This is a genomic window from Gloeobacter violaceus PCC 7421, from assembly GCF_000011385.1.
Lineage (GTDB): Bacteria > Cyanobacteriota > Cyanobacteriia > Gloeobacterales > Gloeobacteraceae > Gloeobacter > Gloeobacter violaceus.
Genome location: NC_005125.1, coordinates 4,490,423 through 4,508,801 on the forward strand (window position 1 = coordinate 4,490,423; position 18,379 = coordinate 4,508,801).

At 60.2% G+C, this 18,379-nt stretch carries 18 protein-coding genes; 9 read left to right on the forward strand and 9 right to left on the reverse strand.

Going from position 1 to position 18,379, the window contains the following annotated elements:
* Nucleotides 1-82 precede the first annotated feature (82 nt).
* The 3 genes from GLL_RS21970 to GLL_RS21980 all read left to right on the forward strand — a co-directional run bounded on the left by GLL_RS21970 (nt 83) and on the right by GLL_RS21980 (nt 1,975).
* Nucleotides 83-823 carry a TIGR04255 family protein gene (locus GLL_RS21970; protein ID WP_164929490.1) on the forward strand — a complete coding sequence of 247 codons (741 nt, stop codon included), beginning with the start codon at nt 83-85 and terminating at the stop codon, nt 821-823.
* Between the two features lie 62 nt (nt 824-885).
* Nucleotides 886-1,419: a hypothetical protein gene (locus tag GLL_RS21975; protein WP_164929491.1), complete on the forward strand. Its 534-nt coding sequence runs from the start codon at nt 886-888 to the stop codon at nt 1,417-1,419.
* Nucleotides 1,406-1,975 carry a hypothetical protein gene (locus GLL_RS21980; RefSeq protein WP_164929492.1) on the forward strand — a complete coding sequence of 190 codons (570 nt, stop codon included), beginning with the start codon at nt 1,406-1,408 and terminating at the stop codon, nt 1,973-1,975. The genes GLL_RS21975 and GLL_RS21980 overlap by 14 nt, the downstream gene beginning before the upstream one ends.
* A gap of 56 nt (nt 1,976-2,031) precedes the next feature.
* Here GLL_RS21980 and GLL_RS21985 read toward each other — a convergent pair whose 3' ends face one another.
* On the reverse strand, nt 2,032-2,628 hold the full coding sequence (locus tag GLL_RS21985; RefSeq protein WP_011144254.1) for a sulfite oxidase-like oxidoreductase: 597 nt from the start codon (nt 2,626-2,628) through the stop codon (nt 2,032-2,034).
* Nucleotides 2,629-2,658: 30 nt separating this feature from the next.
* Nucleotides 2,659-3,324, reverse strand: a complete 666-nt coding sequence (locus GLL_RS21990; protein ID WP_011144255.1) for a bifunctional 4-hydroxy-2-oxoglutarate aldolase/2-dehydro-3-deoxy-phosphogluconate aldolase — start codon at nt 3,322-3,324, stop codon at nt 2,659-2,661.
* Between the two features lie 123 nt (nt 3,325-3,447).
* On the opposite strand from GLL_RS21990, the gene GLL_RS21995 reads away from it, so the two are divergent.
* Nucleotides 3,448-3,849: an MAPEG family protein gene (locus tag GLL_RS21995; RefSeq protein WP_011144256.1), complete on the forward strand. Its 402-nt coding sequence runs from the start codon at nt 3,448-3,450 to the stop codon at nt 3,847-3,849.
* A gap of 33 nt (nt 3,850-3,882) precedes the next feature.
* The gene (locus GLL_RS22000) at nt 3,883-4,563 is read left to right on the forward strand and encodes a fasciclin domain-containing protein (RefSeq protein WP_197530070.1); all 681 of its coding nucleotides are present in this window, start codon (nt 3,883-3,885) and stop codon (nt 4,561-4,563) included.
* Nucleotides 4,564-4,578: 15 nt separating this feature from the next.
* On the opposite strand, the gene GLL_RS22005 is transcribed toward GLL_RS22000, so the two are convergent.
* The 3 genes from GLL_RS22005 to pyrE form a co-directional block, all read right to left on the reverse strand.
* Entirely contained in the window at nt 4,579-5,571 is a 993-nt protein-coding gene (locus GLL_RS22005; protein WP_164929493.1) for a sulfotransferase, read from the reverse strand.
* Between the two features lie 266 nt (nt 5,572-5,837).
* Nucleotides 5,838-6,701 (reverse strand): carbohydrate ABC transporter permease, encoded by an 864-nt coding sequence (locus tag GLL_RS22010; protein ID WP_011144259.1) that lies wholly within the window; start codon nt 6,699-6,701, stop codon nt 5,838-5,840.
* Nucleotides 6,702-6,745: 44 nt separating this feature from the next.
* Complete coding sequence (gene pyrE / locus GLL_RS22015) at nt 6,746-7,321, reverse strand: orotate phosphoribosyltransferase (protein ID WP_164929494.1); 576 nt, start codon at nt 7,319-7,321, stop codon at nt 6,746-6,748.
* A gap of 323 nt (nt 7,322-7,644) precedes the next feature.
* Here pyrE and rpoC1 point away from each other — a divergent pair, with 323 nt between their 5' ends.
* The 4 genes from rpoC1 to GLL_RS22035 all read left to right on the forward strand — a co-directional run bounded on the left by rpoC1 (nt 7,645) and on the right by GLL_RS22035 (nt 15,970).
* On the forward strand, nt 7,645-9,471 hold the full coding sequence (gene rpoC1, locus GLL_RS22020; RefSeq protein WP_011144261.1) for a DNA-directed RNA polymerase subunit gamma: 1,827 nt from the start codon (nt 7,645-7,647) through the stop codon (nt 9,469-9,471).
* Between the two features lie 14 nt (nt 9,472-9,485).
* Nucleotides 9,486-13,274: a DNA-directed RNA polymerase subunit beta' gene (locus tag GLL_RS22025; protein ID WP_011144262.1), complete on the forward strand. Its 3,789-nt coding sequence runs from the start codon at nt 9,486-9,488 to the stop codon at nt 13,272-13,274.
* Nucleotides 13,275-13,378: 104 nt separating this feature from the next.
* Nucleotides 13,379-15,184 carry an arginine--tRNA ligase gene (locus tag GLL_RS22030; RefSeq protein ID WP_011144263.1) on the forward strand — a complete coding sequence of 602 codons (1,806 nt, stop codon included), beginning with the start codon at nt 13,379-13,381 and terminating at the stop codon, nt 15,182-15,184.
* Nucleotides 15,185-15,187: 3 nt separating this feature from the next.
* Nucleotides 15,188-15,970, forward strand: a complete 783-nt coding sequence (locus tag GLL_RS22035) for a ZIP family metal transporter (protein WP_011144264.1) — start codon at nt 15,188-15,190, stop codon at nt 15,968-15,970.
* A gap of 5 nt (nt 15,971-15,975) precedes the next feature.
* On the opposite strand, the gene GLL_RS22040 is transcribed toward GLL_RS22035, so the two are convergent.
* The 4 genes from GLL_RS22040 to GLL_RS22055 are packed head-to-tail and all read right to left on the reverse strand — an operon-like array spanning nt 15,976 to nt 18,350.
* A complete protein-coding gene (locus GLL_RS22040) occupies nt 15,976-16,686 on the reverse strand; it encodes an ATP-binding cassette domain-containing protein (protein WP_011144265.1) in 711 nt (236 codons plus the stop codon).
* Complete coding sequence (gene modB, locus GLL_RS22045; protein ID WP_011144266.1) at nt 16,680-17,345, reverse strand: molybdate ABC transporter permease subunit; 666 nt, start codon at nt 17,343-17,345, stop codon at nt 16,680-16,682. The genes GLL_RS22040 and modB overlap by 7 nt, the downstream gene beginning before the upstream one ends.
* A gap of 18 nt (nt 17,346-17,363) precedes the next feature.
* The gene (modA, locus tag GLL_RS22050; protein WP_011144267.1) at nt 17,364-18,131 is read right to left on the reverse strand and encodes a molybdate ABC transporter substrate-binding protein; all 768 of its coding nucleotides are present in this window, start codon (nt 18,129-18,131) and stop codon (nt 17,364-17,366) included.
* On the reverse strand, nt 18,132-18,350 hold the full coding sequence (locus GLL_RS22055; protein WP_197530071.1) for a TOBE domain-containing protein: 219 nt from the start codon (nt 18,348-18,350) through the stop codon (nt 18,132-18,134). It abuts the gene before it with no gap.
* Nucleotides 18,351-18,379 lie beyond the last annotated feature (29 nt).

Sequence of the window (18,379 nt, forward strand, 5' to 3'; positions counted from 1 at the left end):
ACCCAATCGAAAATTTCAGCGAAGCAATTTATGTTGATCGCGAGAGTGCTTTGACGGTAATTTAATATTTCATAGAGGTAAAATGATGGAACAGTCTGAACGCAGGCAATATCCTAAGCCACCCATCATTGAAGCTCTCATTAATCTTCAGTTTGAGCTTGCTAAGCAACCCTCTATGGGAAGTATTTTTGAAATACGTAAATACATTGCTGATTCTTATCCGATAAAAGATGACATGTTCCGAGACAACGTCACGCTAAGTAGAGAGCCGATAAAAGCTGAGAGAGAGCACATTGGGTACCGCTTTGCAAGTTCAGACAACAAGCAAATTCTTCAAGCTCAAGTAAGTAGCTTTACCTTTAGTCGACTTGAGCCTTATATTTCTTGGGAAAACCTGAGAGATGAGGCTCATCGTTTGTGGGGAATTTACTTAAAAACAGTTGATGCAGTAGACGTCAGTCAAGTTGCTGTAAGGTACATCAACAAAATTGATCTGCCGTTACCTATAAGAGACTTTAGAGATTATTTTCGGACGTATCCAGAACTCTCGTCAGACATGCCTGTTGGGCTTAGCGGGTACTTAATGCAGATTCAAGTGCCTTATCAACTTCCAACGCAAGCTCAGCCGCCGATTATCACACTTAATCAAGCTTTAATGCAGCAAAATATTCCTGATGTTATTTCAGTATTGTTGGATATTGAGATTGCAAGCAAGATAGCAAATACAGATATACCTTGGGACATATTGGAAAATCTGCATTCTCTAGAGAATCAAGTATTTGAAGCTTCTATTACCAACCGCACAAGAGGGCTATTCCACTAATGCCTACAACAATCGACTCAGAAACCGAGCATAAGGGAATCTCTACAGCGTCATTTCTCCTTGTGAGCAGCAACCAGCCTTTTACTGGATTAGTAGCTCACTCTGGGCGCTATCAAACTCAAGCCTCGGCGGCCCGAGAGCTTGATGAAAAAAGAGAAGCAATTGATCAGCAAATCAGAGCTGCGCAAAGCGTACGTGTAGCTGAGGAGCTGCGTGCACAGGCAGTAAACTTGATTAAAGATATTATCCGAAGCAGTGACGTAGAGGATGCTTTGCATGCAGAGAATGCGCTGTATACTTTGTTAAGTGGCCGTGACGATATTTTGGGTATTATTGCGATGAGCAAAGCGGAATTCATCAATGTTCGTGCGATGGCTGCTCGCTTGTTTTTCGCAAACCCCGCATCTTATCCAAATAGTCAGAAAATCGATAGTTTACACAAGGCTCTTGAAAAACACGATAGTCCTCTTATCCGTCTGGGGGTTGTACTTGGTCTGGCCGATGCAGGCGCTTGGGAGCAGGTAGAGAACTTTTCAGGAGATGCCCATCCCACGGTGGCAGAGCGAGCAAGGGAATTGCTTGATGAGGCGATGTAAAGCAATTAGTTATTTACGGTTTCCGAGCAGAGAGCCCTCTCTTTTCCAGATTCCAGATGATCCCGAGGCTTATTCAACTGCTGTTGAGGCTGCTTCTCTAGAGTTTGAGCCGCGCTCAGTAGATAGAGGGTGGCTATCTGTTTGGAAAGCTCAGTTTGATTCAGAAGAAGAAAATATTCAAGCCGGTTTCGCTGCTCGACGGGAAAAGCAACAAACATTGATTTGTTTAAGGCTGCATCAAGATACTTTGAAAGATGCAGGCGTTATGATTAAGCACGAGCCAGATCAGAACACTTTTTCCTGTATTGCAAATATGCATTATTGTTTGCATTTGGAAGACCAATCGGTCAGAACAAAGCTAGTAAACGTCATCCTAGACAGGCTAAAATCAAATGTAATATGCAAGGACGATATTTGTTCAAGAGTAACAAAGGCAAGCATCATTCCATTGCTGCAAAAAGCATATGCTCGATGTTACTCCACGAATGCCAGCATTGATTTAAGTAAAGCTCAACAATGGGCTCAAGATGCTTTGAAAAGCAGTCCTCCTTCTTGAGAGGACTTAATAATTTAGATGACTTGGATTGAGTGGGCGATAAGTGCTGACTTCACCTATATTCCGCTGTAGCGCTCCTCGGCAAACGGTTCGCCCCGGCGGTGGTAGCCGTTCACTTCCCAGAAGCCCAGTTGCTCCTGCTCGGTAAATTCCAGGCCGTTGATCCACTTGGCGCTTTTCCAGGCGTACAGGTGGGGCACCACCAGCCGCATCGGCCCGCCGTGCTCGGTCGGTAGCGGTTCGCCAAATAGCTCGTAGGCAAAGAAATTTTCTTCGCGCGCAAAATCTTCGAAGGCGATGTTGGTGGTGTAGCCGCCGTAGCAATGGGCGAGGACATGCTTGGCTTTGGGATCGATTTCGACGAGTTTGAGAAAATCGGTGACCCGGATACCGGTCCACTGCACGTCGAGCTTGCTCCAGCGCGTCACACAGTGAAAATCGGCGGTGAACTGGCTTTTGGGCGTGGCCACAAAGTCGTCCCAACTGAAGACTTTTTCTTTTGCCAGTCCCCAGACTTTGAAGCGCCACACAAACGAGGCCATGTCCGGCGTGCGGCCGTAGGTCAGCACCGGAAATCCGTTGGTCAGATACTGTCCGGGGGGCACGCGGTCGTTGCGCTCCGCGTCGGGCTTTTTGAAAAACTTGCCAAGCATGTCCAGTCCGCCGAGGTGTCCAACGCCATTTTACCGGCGCTCCCCCGGAACCAGACAGCCGTTGCCCTCGGCCAAACGCATCACCCAGTCGCTGGCCCGACCGGCGACGGTTCCCCAGCGTCCCTCGCGCACTTCACCCTGGGGGGCGAGGGCCTGGCCGACCCCGACGGCGGTCGCCCCGGCGGCCAGGTAGTCCAGATAGTCATCCTCGCCGATGCCCCCGGTGGGCAAGAGCGGCAGGTCGGGAAACGGCCCGCGCAGAGCCTTTAAGTAGGCAAGCCCTCCCACCTGGGCGACCGGAAACACCTTGATCAGATCCGCTCCTGCCTGCCAGGCCGCCACGATCTCATTCGGGGTGAGGGCGCCGCCGATGGCGAGCGCGCCCAGTTGATGGGCGGTGGCGATAATTTCCGGGTCCGTGTGGGGACTGACCACAAAGTGTGCCCCCCATCCGATCGCCCGGCGGGCTGCCTCGGGGGTCAGGACTGTGCCGCAGCCGACCAACACCTCGCCGCCCGAGCCGCGCAACTCGCCCACCACCTGCTCGGCGCCGGGGGTGGTGAGGGTCACCTCCACCAACCGGAAGCCGCCAGTGACCACCGCCCGGCCGATGGCCAGGGCGGCCGGGGCCGAGTCGGCGCGCACGATGGCAAGCAGACGGTGCTCAATAAAGCGGTGGCATAGGGCGTGGGACACGCGCGTGACGCTTTCGGGCGATCAGCCTCCCAGCATAGCGGATCCACCCACAAGGGGATCAGCCACAAACGTCCGGTCTGGATACACTGATGAGGAGCGTTGAATTTCTTTACAAAACCAACCATGTCCGGCCCCCTCTTGCTTTATGGCTGCCTGGCGGCAGCGGCGGCTCTCATCTACGTTCCCTTTGTCCTGGTCGCCCTTGGCCGTCTGCAGGTGGGGTACGATTACGCTGCCCCGCGCGCGACGTTCGACAAGCTTCCTCCTTACGCCCAGCGCGCCACTTGGGCGCACCAGAACGCTTTTGAGGGATTCGCACTTTATACCGCTGCGGTGCTGATGGTACTGGTAAGCGGACAAACCGGTGAATTGGCCAACACGCTGGCCGTGGCCTATCTAGCCTTTCGGGCCGGACACGGACTTTTCTACATTGCCAATTTGCCCTGGTTGCGCTCCGGGATGTGGGCGCTCGCGATGACCTGTATCGCAGGGCTGATGGCAATCGCTCTAGGTATGCTTGGATAGTCTGAGTTGCTCTACGTAGTGAGGAGTCTATCCATGCGAATCCATCCGTTTTCACAATCGCAAGTCACCGGTCTTTGTGCCCAGCTGGGGATGGGTCTGGCGCTGTTGGCCCCCTTTGGCGCCCTCGCTTCCGGTACGACCTTTGCCTATGCAGTCCCGGCGCCCCAGGCCGATTCCGTCTCTGCCCAGCGACTCGTCCAGGCTAAAATAGACATTGTCGATACATTGGTGGCCAATGGTTCGTTCACGACGCTGGTGCAGTTGGTCAAACAGGTCGGTATCGTCGAAGACTTGCGAGGCTTCGGACGGTTTACGGTCTTCGCACCGGACGACAATGCCTTTGCCGCTGTGCCTCCCGATGTGCTCCAGATTCTCAAAAGCGACAGTGCCCTACTCGCCAGGGTACTCACCTACCACGTCGTCTCCGATACCGCACCGTTTCTGGCGGCCCAACTGCGCGACTCGAAACCCCTGCGCACCCTGGAGCGCTCAGAATTGAAGTTTACCGCCCGCGACGGCGGCTTGTACGTCAATGACGCCCGGGTGCTGCAGGCGGACATCACGGCCACCAACGGCGTCATTCACAAAATCGACAAGGTGTTGGTACCCGAAGCCGTCATGGTCGACATTCGCAAGCGCCAGCAGATGATGAAGCCGGTGCCCTCCGTACCGCCGGTGCCGTCTGTGACGCCCGTCCCGTCCATTCCTAAATAGACAGCTGCGTCCGCTTCAGCTGGACACGAGCAACCGCTCCTGCATGCCGAACGCGGTAACCACCGCTTCGATGAGGCCGCGTTCGCTCTCGCTGAGTTTGTTTTTCCAACTCGACACCCGTTGTTCACCGGAAACCTTTTTGCTCCCCTGGGACCAGCTCCAGTCGGTGGAGGAAGGGCGAAGCAGGGCGGTGGCCCCCAACGCCTGCGCTTCCAGCCCAAGGCTTTCGAGGAGCGCAGCCAAAGCCTGTGGCCCGCCGCCAATCAGTTTTTCGTACTGGACGTGGGCAAACTCGGAAGTCACCCCTTGAAAACTGTCGAGGACATGGCGTTCAGTCAAACAGTAATAGGCTGCGATACGGCCGAAATCGTTGGTTTTGTCGATCGCTTCGATATCGCTTGCCCAGCGCTTAAAGTACTCCCGACGGCCGTCGTCGACCTCCAATAGGTGGGCACGCAAGGCAAAATTCTGGAACGCCCCTCTCGCGAAGTCGTTGCCGAGCGTCTTAATTGAGGCGATTACCGCCCGTGGATCGCGCGTGATGTGCAGGATCGGAACAGAAAAAGTATTGGCGATAGCGCGCAAGCACAGAGCACCCCGTGTAAACTTGGTGACCACGCGCGTGCGCAAGCACTCCTTTAGGCGCCGTTGCTCCTGACTTCTCTTGGAGACATGGGAGTAGGCCAGTTGGCCAAGTAGAGCTTGTTCTACAACGGCATAAAGGGCAGTTCCGGCCACCAGACGATCGGAGGCGTAGGGCATCAGGGAACTGATAAATTGAACATCTTTGCGGGGAGGATGGATTTCCCGTAGGCACTGACGGAGGTGCTGGATTCTGAAGGGTTCGAACACCGTTTTGGCCTCCAGCATACTCATCGCGGTCTCCAGAACCCAGGTTGTACCGCTACGCCAGAAGCCGTTTACGACAAGCCCTTCCTTGGGGTCAACGCGCAAACCGTTGGCGTAGTCAAACGCGGCATAGACTCCTACGCGAACTTTGCTCAGCATCGATTTCACCTGTCTTCTCGTCGTGGTAGTCAATATATTGTGAGCACGCTGTCTTACTGCGGATCTGTAATGATAGTTATGCCGGTGTTGGGCGTCCGGCAAACAAGCCTAAAAAGACAAATAAAGTCTGATAAGCGAAAAACGACGGCTGGAATGCATGTGTAGCATTCTCGGTCAATCGGGACTAGTGCGCAAGAGCCTCGCCGGTGAGACACAGCGGCGTTCAAACATGTTGTGCATTCTGGCGGCCCGCGAAGAGCGTTTCGTCAATCTTCGCCGCTTGCCGCCCAGAGCTGGATAGCGGTCACCAGCAGCACTCCCACCAGCAGCAAGGTGGCGGCGGCGGCCGATAGGCCGAAGTTGAACAGACCGAAGGCTTGCTCCCAAACGTAGTAGACCAGAATGTTCGTGGTGCCGAGCGGACCGCCGCCGGTCATCACGTAGACCGGCTCAAAGCTCCTAAAAGTAAAAATGACCGTGGTGATCGTGGCGAACACGAGGGTTGGCCGGATGCCCGGCACGGTAATAAACCACAATTGCTGCCAGCCGTTGGCCCCATCGAGTTCGGCCGCTTCGTAGCGGTTCTTGGGCACCGCGCCCAGGCCCGCCAGAAAAATCACGACATTGAAGCCGATTTGCTTCCAGGTGGCGACGAAGATGAGCACCGGCATCGCCCAGGTGGGACTGGAAAGCCAACTGACCGGCGAAGCTCCCAGCCAAGCGACGAGCGCGTTCACCCAGCCTTGCGGGTGGAAGAGCCAGCGGAATGCTACCCCCGCCGCTACCAGCGAGATAATCGTGGGCAGAAAGTAAGCGGAACGCAGCAATCCCTGCAAAGGCACCGACCGCGAGAGCACCACCGCCACCAGAAGCGCCAGCACCACACTCGGAATCGCCGAACCGGCAGTAAATACGAGCGTATTGACGAGCACCTGCAGGAAGCTCTCACTGCCCAACAGCCGCTCAAAGTTGGCGGTGCCCACGAATAGGGGGTCGCGCAGCGAGCCGTCGGTGAAGCTGAGGCCGACCAGGTAGGTCACAGGCCAGAGCACGAACAAGCCCAACAGCAGCAGGGCCGGCAAAAGGTACAGCCAGGCGCTCAATGTGTCGAAAGGTCGGCCTTTGGGCATGGCACTCGGTGCACCGCTTTGCAGAATACACGTAGCACACCGGCCTAACGGCTGCGAAATTCTTCGATCGAATACAACGCCTCGAATGGATAGCCGCGCCCGGCGTAGAGTGCTCCGCCGCCCTGGTGGCGGTCGACAAGGGCCAGGATCTTGACGACTTTCAAGCCTGCCTCCTCAGCTTTTTCGGCTGCCTGCAAGCCGCTCGCGCCGGTGGTCACTACATCGTCCACAATCACTACCGGTGTGCCCACAGCAAGGCTCGGCCCTTCAATCCACTGCTGGGAGCCGTGTTTTTTGACTTCCTTGCGCACGATAAAGGCTCCCACACCGCCTGCGGGATGGCGCAGGGCCGAGACCACGGCCACCGCCGTCACGATCGGATCGGCCCCGAGGGTCAGCCCGCCGATCGCCGCCGTGCCTTCGGGCAGCCTTTCGTAGAGCAGCGAGCCCGCGAGCAGGGCACCTAGCGGATGGAGCGTCGCTTTTTTGCTGTCGATGTAGTAACTGCTGCTCTGGCCGGAGGAGAGCTTGAAGTCGCCCTCGCGGTAGCAGAGCGTGCGCATCAACTCCAGCAGCTCGCTGCGCTGTCTGGCCAGATCCCAGTCGAGGGGCGAGGACATCGGCGTGCAAATCACGAAACAAGGCGCATCCAGCGTAACAGCTGTTGACACTTGGCCGTTGCGCGACTTACATTAGATATCCAGCTTTCCTAATAGAAGGGAACGTATGCCCTGTTTGCTCGGCCATCCTTCGCCTTGTGCTTACTCTACCTGCCATGAGTCTCAGAGTAAATCGGTCGAGAGTAAGCTTCGCAGGCGCCGGCGACGGGGTTCGGTGATTGGCGTTCGTGCATAAGGTTTGATCCAAAGCCGGTGTGGGGTGCCTTTTGCTTTTGGCTGGGCTCCTTGCCTCCGGCAGCGCATTGATTCGGGAGTAGAAGCTCATGCCCAGGATGGAACAGCGTTTCGACTACATCAAGATCTCTATTGCCTCCCCGGAGCGGGTCATGGCCTGGGGGCAGCGCACCCTCCCCAACGGCCAGGTCGTCGGGGAGGTGACCAAGCCCGAGACGATCAACTACCGCACCCTCAAGCCCGAGATGGACGGGCTTTTTTGTGAGCGCATCTTCGGGCCTTCCAAAGATTGGGAGTGCTACTGCGGCAAATACAAACGCGTGCGCCACCGGGGCATCGTCTGCGAGCGCTGCGGCGTCGAAGTCACCGAATCGAAGGTGCGCCGCCACCGCATGGGCTATATCAAGCTCGCCGCCCCGGTCACCCACGTCTGGTACCTGAAGGGCATTCCTTCTTATATTTCGACGCTGCTCGACATGCCCCTGCGCGACGTCGAGCAGGTGGTCTATTTCAACGCCTACGTGGTGCTCAACCCGGGCAACGCCGAGAACCTCTACTACAAACAGCTGCTCACCGAGGACCAGTATATCGAGGTCGAAGATCAGATCTTCGCCGAGGATTCGAGCCTGGAACTGCCCGAAGGTTGGGCGAAGATGGGGGCCGAAGCGATCCACGAACTGCTCGCGGCCATCGAAATGGAGTCCGAAGCCGAGCGGCTGCGCGCAGATCTGGGCGAGTCGAAGGGGCAGAAGCGCACCAAACTGATCAAGCGCCTGCGGGTGCTCGACAACTTCATCGCCACCGGTTCGCGGCCGGAGTGGATGGTACTGACCGCCATCCCGGTCATCCCGCCGGATCTGAGACCGATGGTGCAGCTCGACGGCGGCCGTTTTGCCACCAGCGACCTCAACGACCTCTACCGCCGGGTGATCAACCGCAACAACCGCCTCGCGCGTCTGCAGGAGATCCTGGCGCCCGAGATCATCGTGCGCAACGAAAAGCGTATGCTCCAGGAGGCGGTGGACGCGCTCATCGACAACGGCCGGCGCGGCCGGACGGTGGTCGGCGCCAACAACCGGCCCCTCAAGTCGCTCTCGGACATCATCGAGGGCAAGCAGGGGCGCTTTCGCCAGAACCTGCTCGGTAAGCGCGTCGACTACTCGGGCCGCTCGGTGATCGTGGTCGGCCCCAAGCTCAAGCTCCACCAGTGCGGCCTGCCCAAGGAGATGGCCATCGAGCTGTTTCAGCCGTTTGTCATCCACAAGCTCATCCAGCGCGGACTGGTCAACAACATCAAAGCCGCCAAAAAGATGATCCAGCGCAACGACGCGCGCATCTGGAGCGTGCTCGACGAGGTGATCACCGGCCACCCGGTGCTCCTCAACCGCGCGCCCACGCTCCACCGCCTGGGTATCCAGGCGTTCGAACCGATCCTGGTCTCCGGTCGTGCCATTCAGCTCCATCCGCTGGTGTGCACGGCCTTCAACGCCGACTTCGACGGCGATCAGATGGCGGTGCACGTGCCGCTGTCGCTGGAGTCGCAGGCGGAGGCGCGCCTGTTGATGCTCGCTTCCAACAACGTGCTTTCGCCTGCCACCGGTCGGCCGATCATCACCCCTACCCAGGACATGGTGCTCGGGTGCTACTACCTGACGGTCGACAACCCCGACGCCACCAAAGGCTCCGGTAAATACTTCGGCAGCAGCGAAGACGCCGTGATCGCCTACAACCAGGGCATGATCGACCTGCACGCCAAGATCTGGCTGCGCTTTGAGGGCGAGGTCGAAACCGACAACCCCGAGGATTTGCGCGTGCGCCGTGACGAGCAGGGCAACGCGCTCTCGCAGTTCGTGCGCACCACCGTCGGGCGCATCATCTTCAACCAGGTCATTCAAGAAACGCTTGTCGCCAGCTAGCGAAGGGAAAAGCCATGACGCAAGAACCGCAACCCAAGTTCATCAACCGCAAAATCGACAAGAAGGGTCTGGGCAAGCTCATCTCCTGGGCTTTCTCCCATTACGGCACGGCGCGCACGGCGCTTTTGGCGGACAACCTCAAAAACCTCGGCTTCCGCTTCGCCACGCGCGGGGCGGTGTCGATTTCTGTCGAAGACCTGCAGGTGCCCGACAGCAAAGTCAATATTCTCGAGACCGCCGAGCGCGAGATTCAGCGCGCCGAGGAACGCTTCACCCGCGGTGAGATCACCGAGGTGGAGCGCTTTCAAAAAGTGATCGACACCTGGGCGGGGGCCACCCAAGAACTCACCGAGGGGGTCAAAGAAAACTTCCAAGAGCGCAACCCCCTCAACTCGGTGGGCATGATGGCCTTCTCAGGGGCGCGCGGCAATCTCTCGCAGGTGCGCCAGCTGGTGGGGATGCGCGGTCTGATGGCCAATCCGCAAGGCGAAATCATCGACCTGCCCATCAAGGCCAACTTCCGCGAGGGCCTGAACGTCACCGAGTACATCATCTCCTCCTACGGTGCGCGCAAGGGTCTGGTCGACACGGCCCTGCGCACCGCCGACTCGGGCTACCTCACCCGCCGCCTGGTGGACGTCTCCCAGGATGTGATCGTGCGCGAGGAAGACTGCACCACCCAGCGGGGCATTTTCCTGGGCAGCCTCAGAGACGGCGACAAGATGATCGTTTCGCTGGAGGAACGGCTGGTGGGCCGCGTCGCCGGCCGCGACGTCGTCCATCCAGTCACAGGCGAAGTGCTCGCCCCGCGCAACACCCAGTTCGACTACGATTCGGCCGCGCGCATCGCCCGCTCGGGGGTCGATGCGGTGATGGTCCGCTCGCCCTTGACCTGCGAAGCCAACCGCTCGGTCTGCCGCATGTGCTATGGCTGGTCGCTCGCCCACTCCCACCTGGTCGACATCGGCGAGGCGGTGGGAATCATTGCCGCCCAGTCGATCGGGGAACCCGGCACCCAGCTGACCATGCGCACCTTCCACACCGGCGGCGTGTTCACAGGCGAGGTAGCCAAGCCTCTCAAGGCGCCCTTCGACGGCAAAATCAAGTTCTCGAGCGCCCTCAAGGCCCGGCCGATGCGCACCCGCCACGGCGACGACGCCTATCAGGCGGACCAGGCCGGCACGATGTCCCTCGAAGGGTCCGACGGCAAAAAAGAGACCGTCACGATTACCCCCGGCTCCCTTTTGCTGGTGCGTGACGGCCAGCGCATCGAGGCGGGCACGATGTACGCGGAACTGGCCCTGGTCGGCAAGACCGCCCGCAAGAGCACCGAAAAAGCCCAAAAAGAAGTCTTCTCGGATCTGGCCGGGGAGATCAAGTTTGCCGACCTGGTGCCTGAGGTCAAAACCGACCGCCAAGGCAACGAGACCCAGTACGCAAGCCGACTGGGCCTTTTGTGGGTGCTCTCCGGCGAAGTCTACAACCTGCCGCCGGGGGCGGAGACGTCCCTGGAGCGCGGCGGAAAAGTCGAGCAGGGGGGGGTGATTGCCGAGACGCGGCTGGTCACCGAGCACGGCGGCGGTGTACGCCTCAAAGAACAGGATGCCAAGGGCGGGCGCGAGGTCGAGATCATCACCGCCTCGGTGATGCTCGACAAGGCCATCGTCCACGAGGAGAAGTCCCAGGGCCGCGAGCACTACAGCCTGGAGACCGACAACGGCCAGGTCTTTGCCCTCAAAGTCTCGCCCGGCACCAAGGTCAACAATGGCCAGGTGGTGGCCGAGCGGGTCGACGACCGCTACATGACCAAATCCGGCGGCCTCATCAAGTACTCCGAAGGGGTGGAGGTAGCCAAGGCCCGGGGCAAGCAGGGCTACGAGGTACTCAAAGGCGGTACGCTGCTGTGGATTCCGGAGGAGACCCACGAGGTCAACAAGGACATCTCGCTGCTTGAAGTCGAAGACGGCCAGTACGTCGAAGCCGGTGTGCAGGTGGTCAAGGACATCTACTGCCTCACCTCCGGCGTAGTCGCGATTGCCCAGCGCAACGACATCCTGCGCGAGGTGGTGATCAAGCCCGGTGAATTGCACCTGCTCGATGCGCCCAGCGACCTCAAAGTTGCCCACGAGTCCTTTGCCTATCCGGGTACCGAGGTGATCCCCGGGGTGGTGACCACCGACTTGCGCTACGTCGAGCAGGTGGAGACGCCCGAGGGCCTCGCGGTGCTGCTCAGGCCGGTCGAGGAGTTCCCGGTGCCCGACGAGCCGGATGCCCCCAGCCAGGAGGCTTCGCAGCAGGCGGGCAGCTCGATTCGCCTGCGCGGGATGCAGCGCATCCCTTACCGCGACGGCGACCGGGTCAAGGCGATCGACGGCATCGAGCTGCTCAAGACCCAGCTGGTGCTTGAGATCACCGACCAGGCGGCACAGCTGGCCGCCGATATCGAGTTTGTCCCCGACGAAAAAGACCCGTCGATGGTGCGGCTGCAACTGGTGATTTTGGAGACGCTGCTCATCCGCCGCGACGTGGCGGCCGACTTGCTGCACGGCTCCACTTTGACCCACATCCTGGTCAAAGACGGCGAGCGCATCGGACCGGGGGCAATCATCGCCCGCACCGAAATCCTCGCCAAGCAGGCCGGTACCGTGCGCGGCATCTCCCGGGTCGGCCAGACCGTGCGCCGCATTTTGCTGGTCACCCAGAGCGATCTGGTGAATGTGCCGGTCGAGGGCACACTCACGGTCAAACCCGGCGATCTGTTGCGCGCCGGCGACAAACTGGCAAAGGATTTTGCCTCTCCCGAATCCGGCCAGGTGGTGCTGGCGGAATCCGGGCGGGTCGTCGTGCGCATCGGCCGACCCTACCTGGTCTCCGGCGGTGCGATTTTGCTGGTGGTCGACGGCGATCTCATCCAGCGCGGCGACAACCTGGCGCTGTTGGTGTTCGAGCGGGCCAAGACCGGCGACATCATCCAGGGTCTGCCGCGCGTCGAGGAGCTGCTCGAAGGCCGTAAACCCAAGGAGATGTGTGTGCTGGTGGAGCGCCCCGGCAAGGTGCAGATCACCCAGATGCCCGACGAGTCTTATCAGGTGAGCGTCGTCGAGGACGACGGCGGGGTGACCAACTATCCGATCATCGGCCAGAGTCTGGTGGTGGTAGACGGCCAGCAGGTACAGACGGGCGAGTCGATTACCGACGGCCCGTCCAACCCCCACGACATCCTGCGCATCTTCACGGCGCGCGAGGGTCTGCAAAAGGGCATCGAATCGGTCCAGCGCTATCTGGTCAACGAAGTCCAGCAGGTCTACCGCTCCCAGGGCGTCGAGATCCACGACAAGCACATCGAGATCATCGTGCGCCAGATGACCTCGAAAGTGCGCGTCGAGGACGGCGGCGACACCACCTTCCTGCCGGGCGAACTGGTGGAACTGCGGCAAATCGAGCAGGTCAACGAGGCGATGGCGGTGACCGGCGGCGCCCCGGCCGACTGCACCCCGGTGCTGTTGGGGATCACCAAGGCGTCGCTCAACACCGACTCGTTCATCTCCGCCGCTTCGTTCCAGGAGACCACCCGCGTGCTCACCGAGGCGGCCATCGAGGGCAAGTCCGACTGGCTGCGCGGCCTCAAAGAAAACGTGATCATCGGACGGCTCATCCCGGCCGGCACGGGCTTCAACGCCTACGAGGAAGCCGAAGAAGTGATCGAAGACGACGAGCTCATCGACGACACTCTTGGCCTGCGAACGGTGGGGGTGGCCTTTGCCGGGGACGACGACTTCGTCGAAGAGGAAGACGAAGACTGACACCGGCACTGCGGGGGGCTAAGCCCCCTGGCCGGACCCGCTGCTGTGGCCCTTCCCCCGCATAGGCGTCCTCGCACACCATCTACACGATCGGCGGGAAGAGTATGACAGCCCTATCACTGCAGCAACAACTCGCCGAGAGCATTTACACCGCTCTCGGCACCGCTTTTGAGGCCGGGCAACTGGGACAACTCACCCAGTTGCCCCCGCGCCAATCCGTCGTCGTCGAAAAGCCGAAAGTCCCCGAGCACGGCGACTACGCGACACCGGTGGCGATGAGCCTGGCCAAGCCCTGTCGCCTGGCGCCCCTTGCCATTGCCGAGGCTATCGCTTCCTACCTGGCAAGCGACGAGATCGGCGTCGAGGTGGCAAAACCGGGCTTTATCAATTTGCGCCTCGGCCACCGGTTCGTGGCCGTCGAATTGCAGAACATCTTAGAACTCAAGGGTGACTACGGCCGGACGGTGCCGCAGCAGCCCGAGCGCATCCTGCTCGAATTTGTCTCGGCCAATCCGACCGGGCCGCTGCACCTGGGCCACGGGCGCTGGGCGGCGCTCGGCTCCAGCCTGGAGCGGATCTTGCAGTTCGCAGGCTATACAGTCGATAGCGAATTTTATATCAACGATGCGGGCAACCAGATGCAGCTGTTGGGCCTCTCGCTCAAGCAGCGCTATTTGCAGGTTCTAGGTGAGGCGGTCGAGTTGCCCGACGGCGGCTACAAGGGCAGCTATCTGAAGGAGCTGGCGGAGCAACTGGTGGCCGACAAGGGCGACAGCCTGGGCGGCGAACCCGTCGAGTGGTTCAGCGCTTACGCCGAGGGCCGGCTGTTGGAGCAGCAGAAGATCACCTTGCAGCAATTTCGCACCGAGTTCGACCGCTGGTATTCCGAGCGCTCGCTGCACTGTGCGGGGGCCATCGAAGCGGCTCTTGCCGATCTGGAGGCGCGGGGGATGCTCTACCGGGCGGCCCGCTCGCGCCAGGAGCAAAGCGGCGAAATTACCGGCCGCTCCAAAAAGGTGCAGGCCCCGGCCGCCTTCGAGGAAGAAGACGGCGGTGGCGAGGCGCTGTTTTTCAAGGCGGCGGATTTTGGCGACGAGATGGACCGGGTGGTCAAGCGCGCCGACGGCAACACCACCTACCTCGCCGCCGACATCGCCTACCACTGGGACAAGTACCAGCGCGGCTACGGGCGGCTCATCAACATCTGGGGCGCCGATCACCACGGCTACGTGCCGCGGATGAAGGCGGTCGCCCAGGCGCTCGGACACCCGGCCGACTCCCTGGAGATCTTGATCGGCCAGATGGTGCGGCTGTTCAAGACCAACCCCGAGACCGGCCAAAAAGAAGAAATGCGCATGTCGAAGCGCCGGGGTGAACTGGTGAGCGTCGACGATCTGATCGAAGAAGTGGGGGTCGATGCCGGGCGGTGGTTCTTGCTCAGCCAATCGCTCAATACCACGGTCAATTTCGACCTCGACCTGGCCCAGTCCGAAAAATTCGACAACCCCGTCTTCTATGTCCAGTACAACCACGCCCGCTGCTGCAGCATTCTGCGCAAGGCCCCCGAGCGGGGGATGCCCATCCTTGAGCGCTTCGAGTTTCTCAAGCCCGACGGCGGACTGTGGCTCGAAACCCCGCAGGAGCGTACTCTTGCGCTACGGTTGCTTGCCGCCCCGGACGAGTATCGTTTTGCGGCCGTCGACCGGACTCCCCAGCGGCTCACCCAGTACGCCTACGATCTGGCCAGCGACGTGAGCCAGTTCTACGAGCACTGCCCGATTTTGCCACCTCTGGCGGAGAACCTGGAGCCTGCTTTGCGTTACGCTCGGCTCGGCCTCGTTGTCGCCACGCGGCAGGTGCTGGCCACTACCCTCACCCTGCTCGGCATCGAGCCGCGCGAATCGATGTAGGCCATGCACCCAGTCTTCCTCGGAACCTTCGCCAGTCTGATCGCCGGCCTCGCCACGGCTGTAGGGGCCTTGCCGGTGCTCTTTGCCCGCAAGCTCTCCCAGAAGACCCAGTCGATTTTGCTGGGTTTCGGCGGCGGGGTAATGCTCGCCGCTTCCGCTTTTTCGCTGATCGTGCCGGGCACGGATATTGCCGTCAAGCAGGGTTACTCCCGGCCCGTCGCGGCTCTGATCATGGCGGTCGGCATTCTGCTGGGCGGCCTATTTTTGTGGCTGGCCAACCGCTACTTTCCCCACGAGCACTTCATCAAAGGCCCGGAGGGCGCCAACCCCAGTCCTGAGCGTCTCAAGCGCATCTGGTTATTCGTGGGGGCTATCGCCCTGCACAACTTTCCGGAGGGGATGGCGGTCGGCGTCAGCTTCGGGGGCGGCAGCATCGCCGAAGGTTTGCCGGTGGCGGTGGGCATCGGTCTGCAGAACATGCCCGAGGGGCTGGTGGTGGCCGTCGCCCTGTTGGGCCAGGGCTATTCGGTGGGCTACGCGCTGTGGGTGACGTTGCTTTCGGGTCTGGTCGAACCGATTGGCGGTCTACTGGGGGCGAGCGTGGTGAGTGTTTCCCAGGCGATCTTGCCCTGGGGGATGGCCTTTGCCGCCGGGGCGATGCTGTTTGTGATCAGCGACGAAATTATCCCGGAGTCGCATCGTCAGGGCTTTGACCTCGAAGGGACGGTGGGGGTGATGGTGGGATTTGTGGTAATGATGTTTCTCGATATTGCCCTGGGCAGCTAAAAAACTTACCAGCTAAATCGGGCGTTGTTGCCGGTGCGGGGGGGGGGACTGAGTACCGCCGCTGCGCTGCCCAGGGCCATCACCTGCCCAAACTCCAGGCGCACGACGGTATCGGCCAACTGGAGCGCTTCTGAGCGGGTGTGGGTGACCATCACGATGGGCAGAGCAAGCTGGATTTGCAGCCGCTTCAATTCGTCGCGCAACTCCTCGCGTAGTTCGGGGTCAAGGGCGCTGAAGGGCTCATCGAGCAGCAACAGGTGCGGGTGGGGCGCCAGGGCGCGGGCCACGGCCACGCGCTGCTGCTGTCCGCCGGACAGTTCCGCCGGATAGCGATGGGCCAGGCTTTCGAGGCGCAACAGCGCCAGCAATTCTCGAAGACGTTTGCGCTGAAAATCTTGACTCTCGCGGTCGATCGCAAAGCAGATGTTGCGCTCGACGTTGAGGTGCGGAAACAGGGCGTAGTTCTGGAAGACGAGCCCGACGCGGCGCCGCTGGGGTGAGACGTGGATGCCGCACGCACTGTCGAAAAATACCTCCTCGCCCAGGGCAATCCGGCCGCTGTCGGGCCGCAGCAGTCCGGCGATGGTCGACAGTATGCTCGACTTGCCGCAGCCGCTCGGCCCGAACAAGATCGTCAATCCGCACTCGACGGCGAAATCGACCGACAGCCGAAATTCGCCCAGGTGCTTTTGAATCGACACCGCGAGCTTTACCATGGACGCCCCTGGGCGAGGCGGTTGGTGGCCACCAGTACCACGAGGGAGGTGGCGGTCAGGACCGCCACCAGCACCAGGGCGGTAGTGTCTTCGCCCGTCTGGGTGGTCTGGTAGATGGCCAGGGGCATGGTCTGGGTTTTGCCGGGGATGTTGCCCGCCACCATCAGTGTGGCGCCAAATTCGCCGAGGGCGCGGGCGAAACTGAGCACCAGCCCGGCTGCGATCCCTTTCCAGGCGAGCGGCAGGGTGACTTGAAAAAAGGTGCGCCAGCGGCCCTTGCCGAGGGTATGGGCGGCCTGCTCGTAGGCGGGATCGACGCTCTCGATGGCGGCGCGCGCCGTCTTGACCATCAGGGGCATCGCCATCACCGTGGCTGCGATCACCGCCGCCTGAAACGTAAACAAAATCTCCCAACCCGTCCAGGCAAACAGAAACTGTCCGAACCAACCGCGCTTGCCCAGTAGGCCCAACAGGTAGAAGCCGACGACGGTGGGCGGCAGCACCAGCGGCAGGGTGAACAGGGCATCAAGCAAATCTTTGCCCCAGAAACGGGATTTGGCCAGAAAATAACCGGCGGCGGTGCCGATCACCCCGACGATGAGGGTGGCAAGGGTGGCGACGGCAAGCGACAGCCGCAGCGAAAACCAGGGGTCTGTCATTTTTGGCCACCGTTGTCTCTACTTGTTTGCGCCCAAAAAGCCTTTGCTCAGTAATATCTCCTGCCCCCGCGCGCTGAGTACAAAAGTCACAAATGCCCGTGCCGGATCCGGCTGTTTGCTGTCTTTGACGACTGCGATCGGATAGACCACAGGCTCGCTGTAGTTCGCGGGCACCAGAAAACCAACGTCCGCTTTCTGGCTGGCGCGCGCGTCGGTGACGTAGACGATCCCCGCATCGACGTTGCCGTCCTCGACGTAGGCGAGGGCCTGGCGGACGTTTTCAGAGAAGACGATCTTCTGAGACGCAAGTAAAGTATCATAAATTCCTGCTTTGGTGAGCGCCTCGGCGGCGTACTGTCCCGCCGGCACCGTCTTGGGGTTGCCGATGGTCAGACGGCCGACTTTGGACAGTTGCTCGAAGGAAGCCACCTTCGTCTGCCCCTTCGGCACCACCACCACCAACCGGTTGCGGGCGAAAGGCTGGTTGGTGCCCGCCAGAAGCAGCCCTTTTTTGTCCAGGTCGTTCATCTGCTTGAGGGCGGCGGAGGCGAACACATCCACCGGCGCTCCGCGCTCAATTTGCTGGGACAACTCGCCGGAGGCGGCAAAATTGAAGTTGATTTTGTCGCCCGGACGGCCTTTTTCAAACTGAACGGCAATCTCGCCGAAGGCTTCTTTGAGGCTGATGGCCGCCGAGACCGTGAGTTCCGCCGCTTGGGCAGCAGCACCCAGGCCCCAGCACGCCAGCGCAAGCGAGACAAATCCCACCAGAAGTCTAAAGTGCATCTAAGGCATCTCCTTGATCACCATCGCTTCTGTGGCTTTGACCAGCACGCTCACCTCGTCGCCGACTTTGAGCCCCATCTGCTCGGCGCTGCGGCGGGTGATCACCGCTTCGACGACAAATTCGCCCACCTGCACAACGACCTGGGCCATGATGTCCCCCAGGAGCAATTCGATTACTTTGCCCGGCAACTGGTTGCGCCCGCTGATCCGGATCGCCATCGCCTGCTCCTGCGCAAGACTTTCCGGTC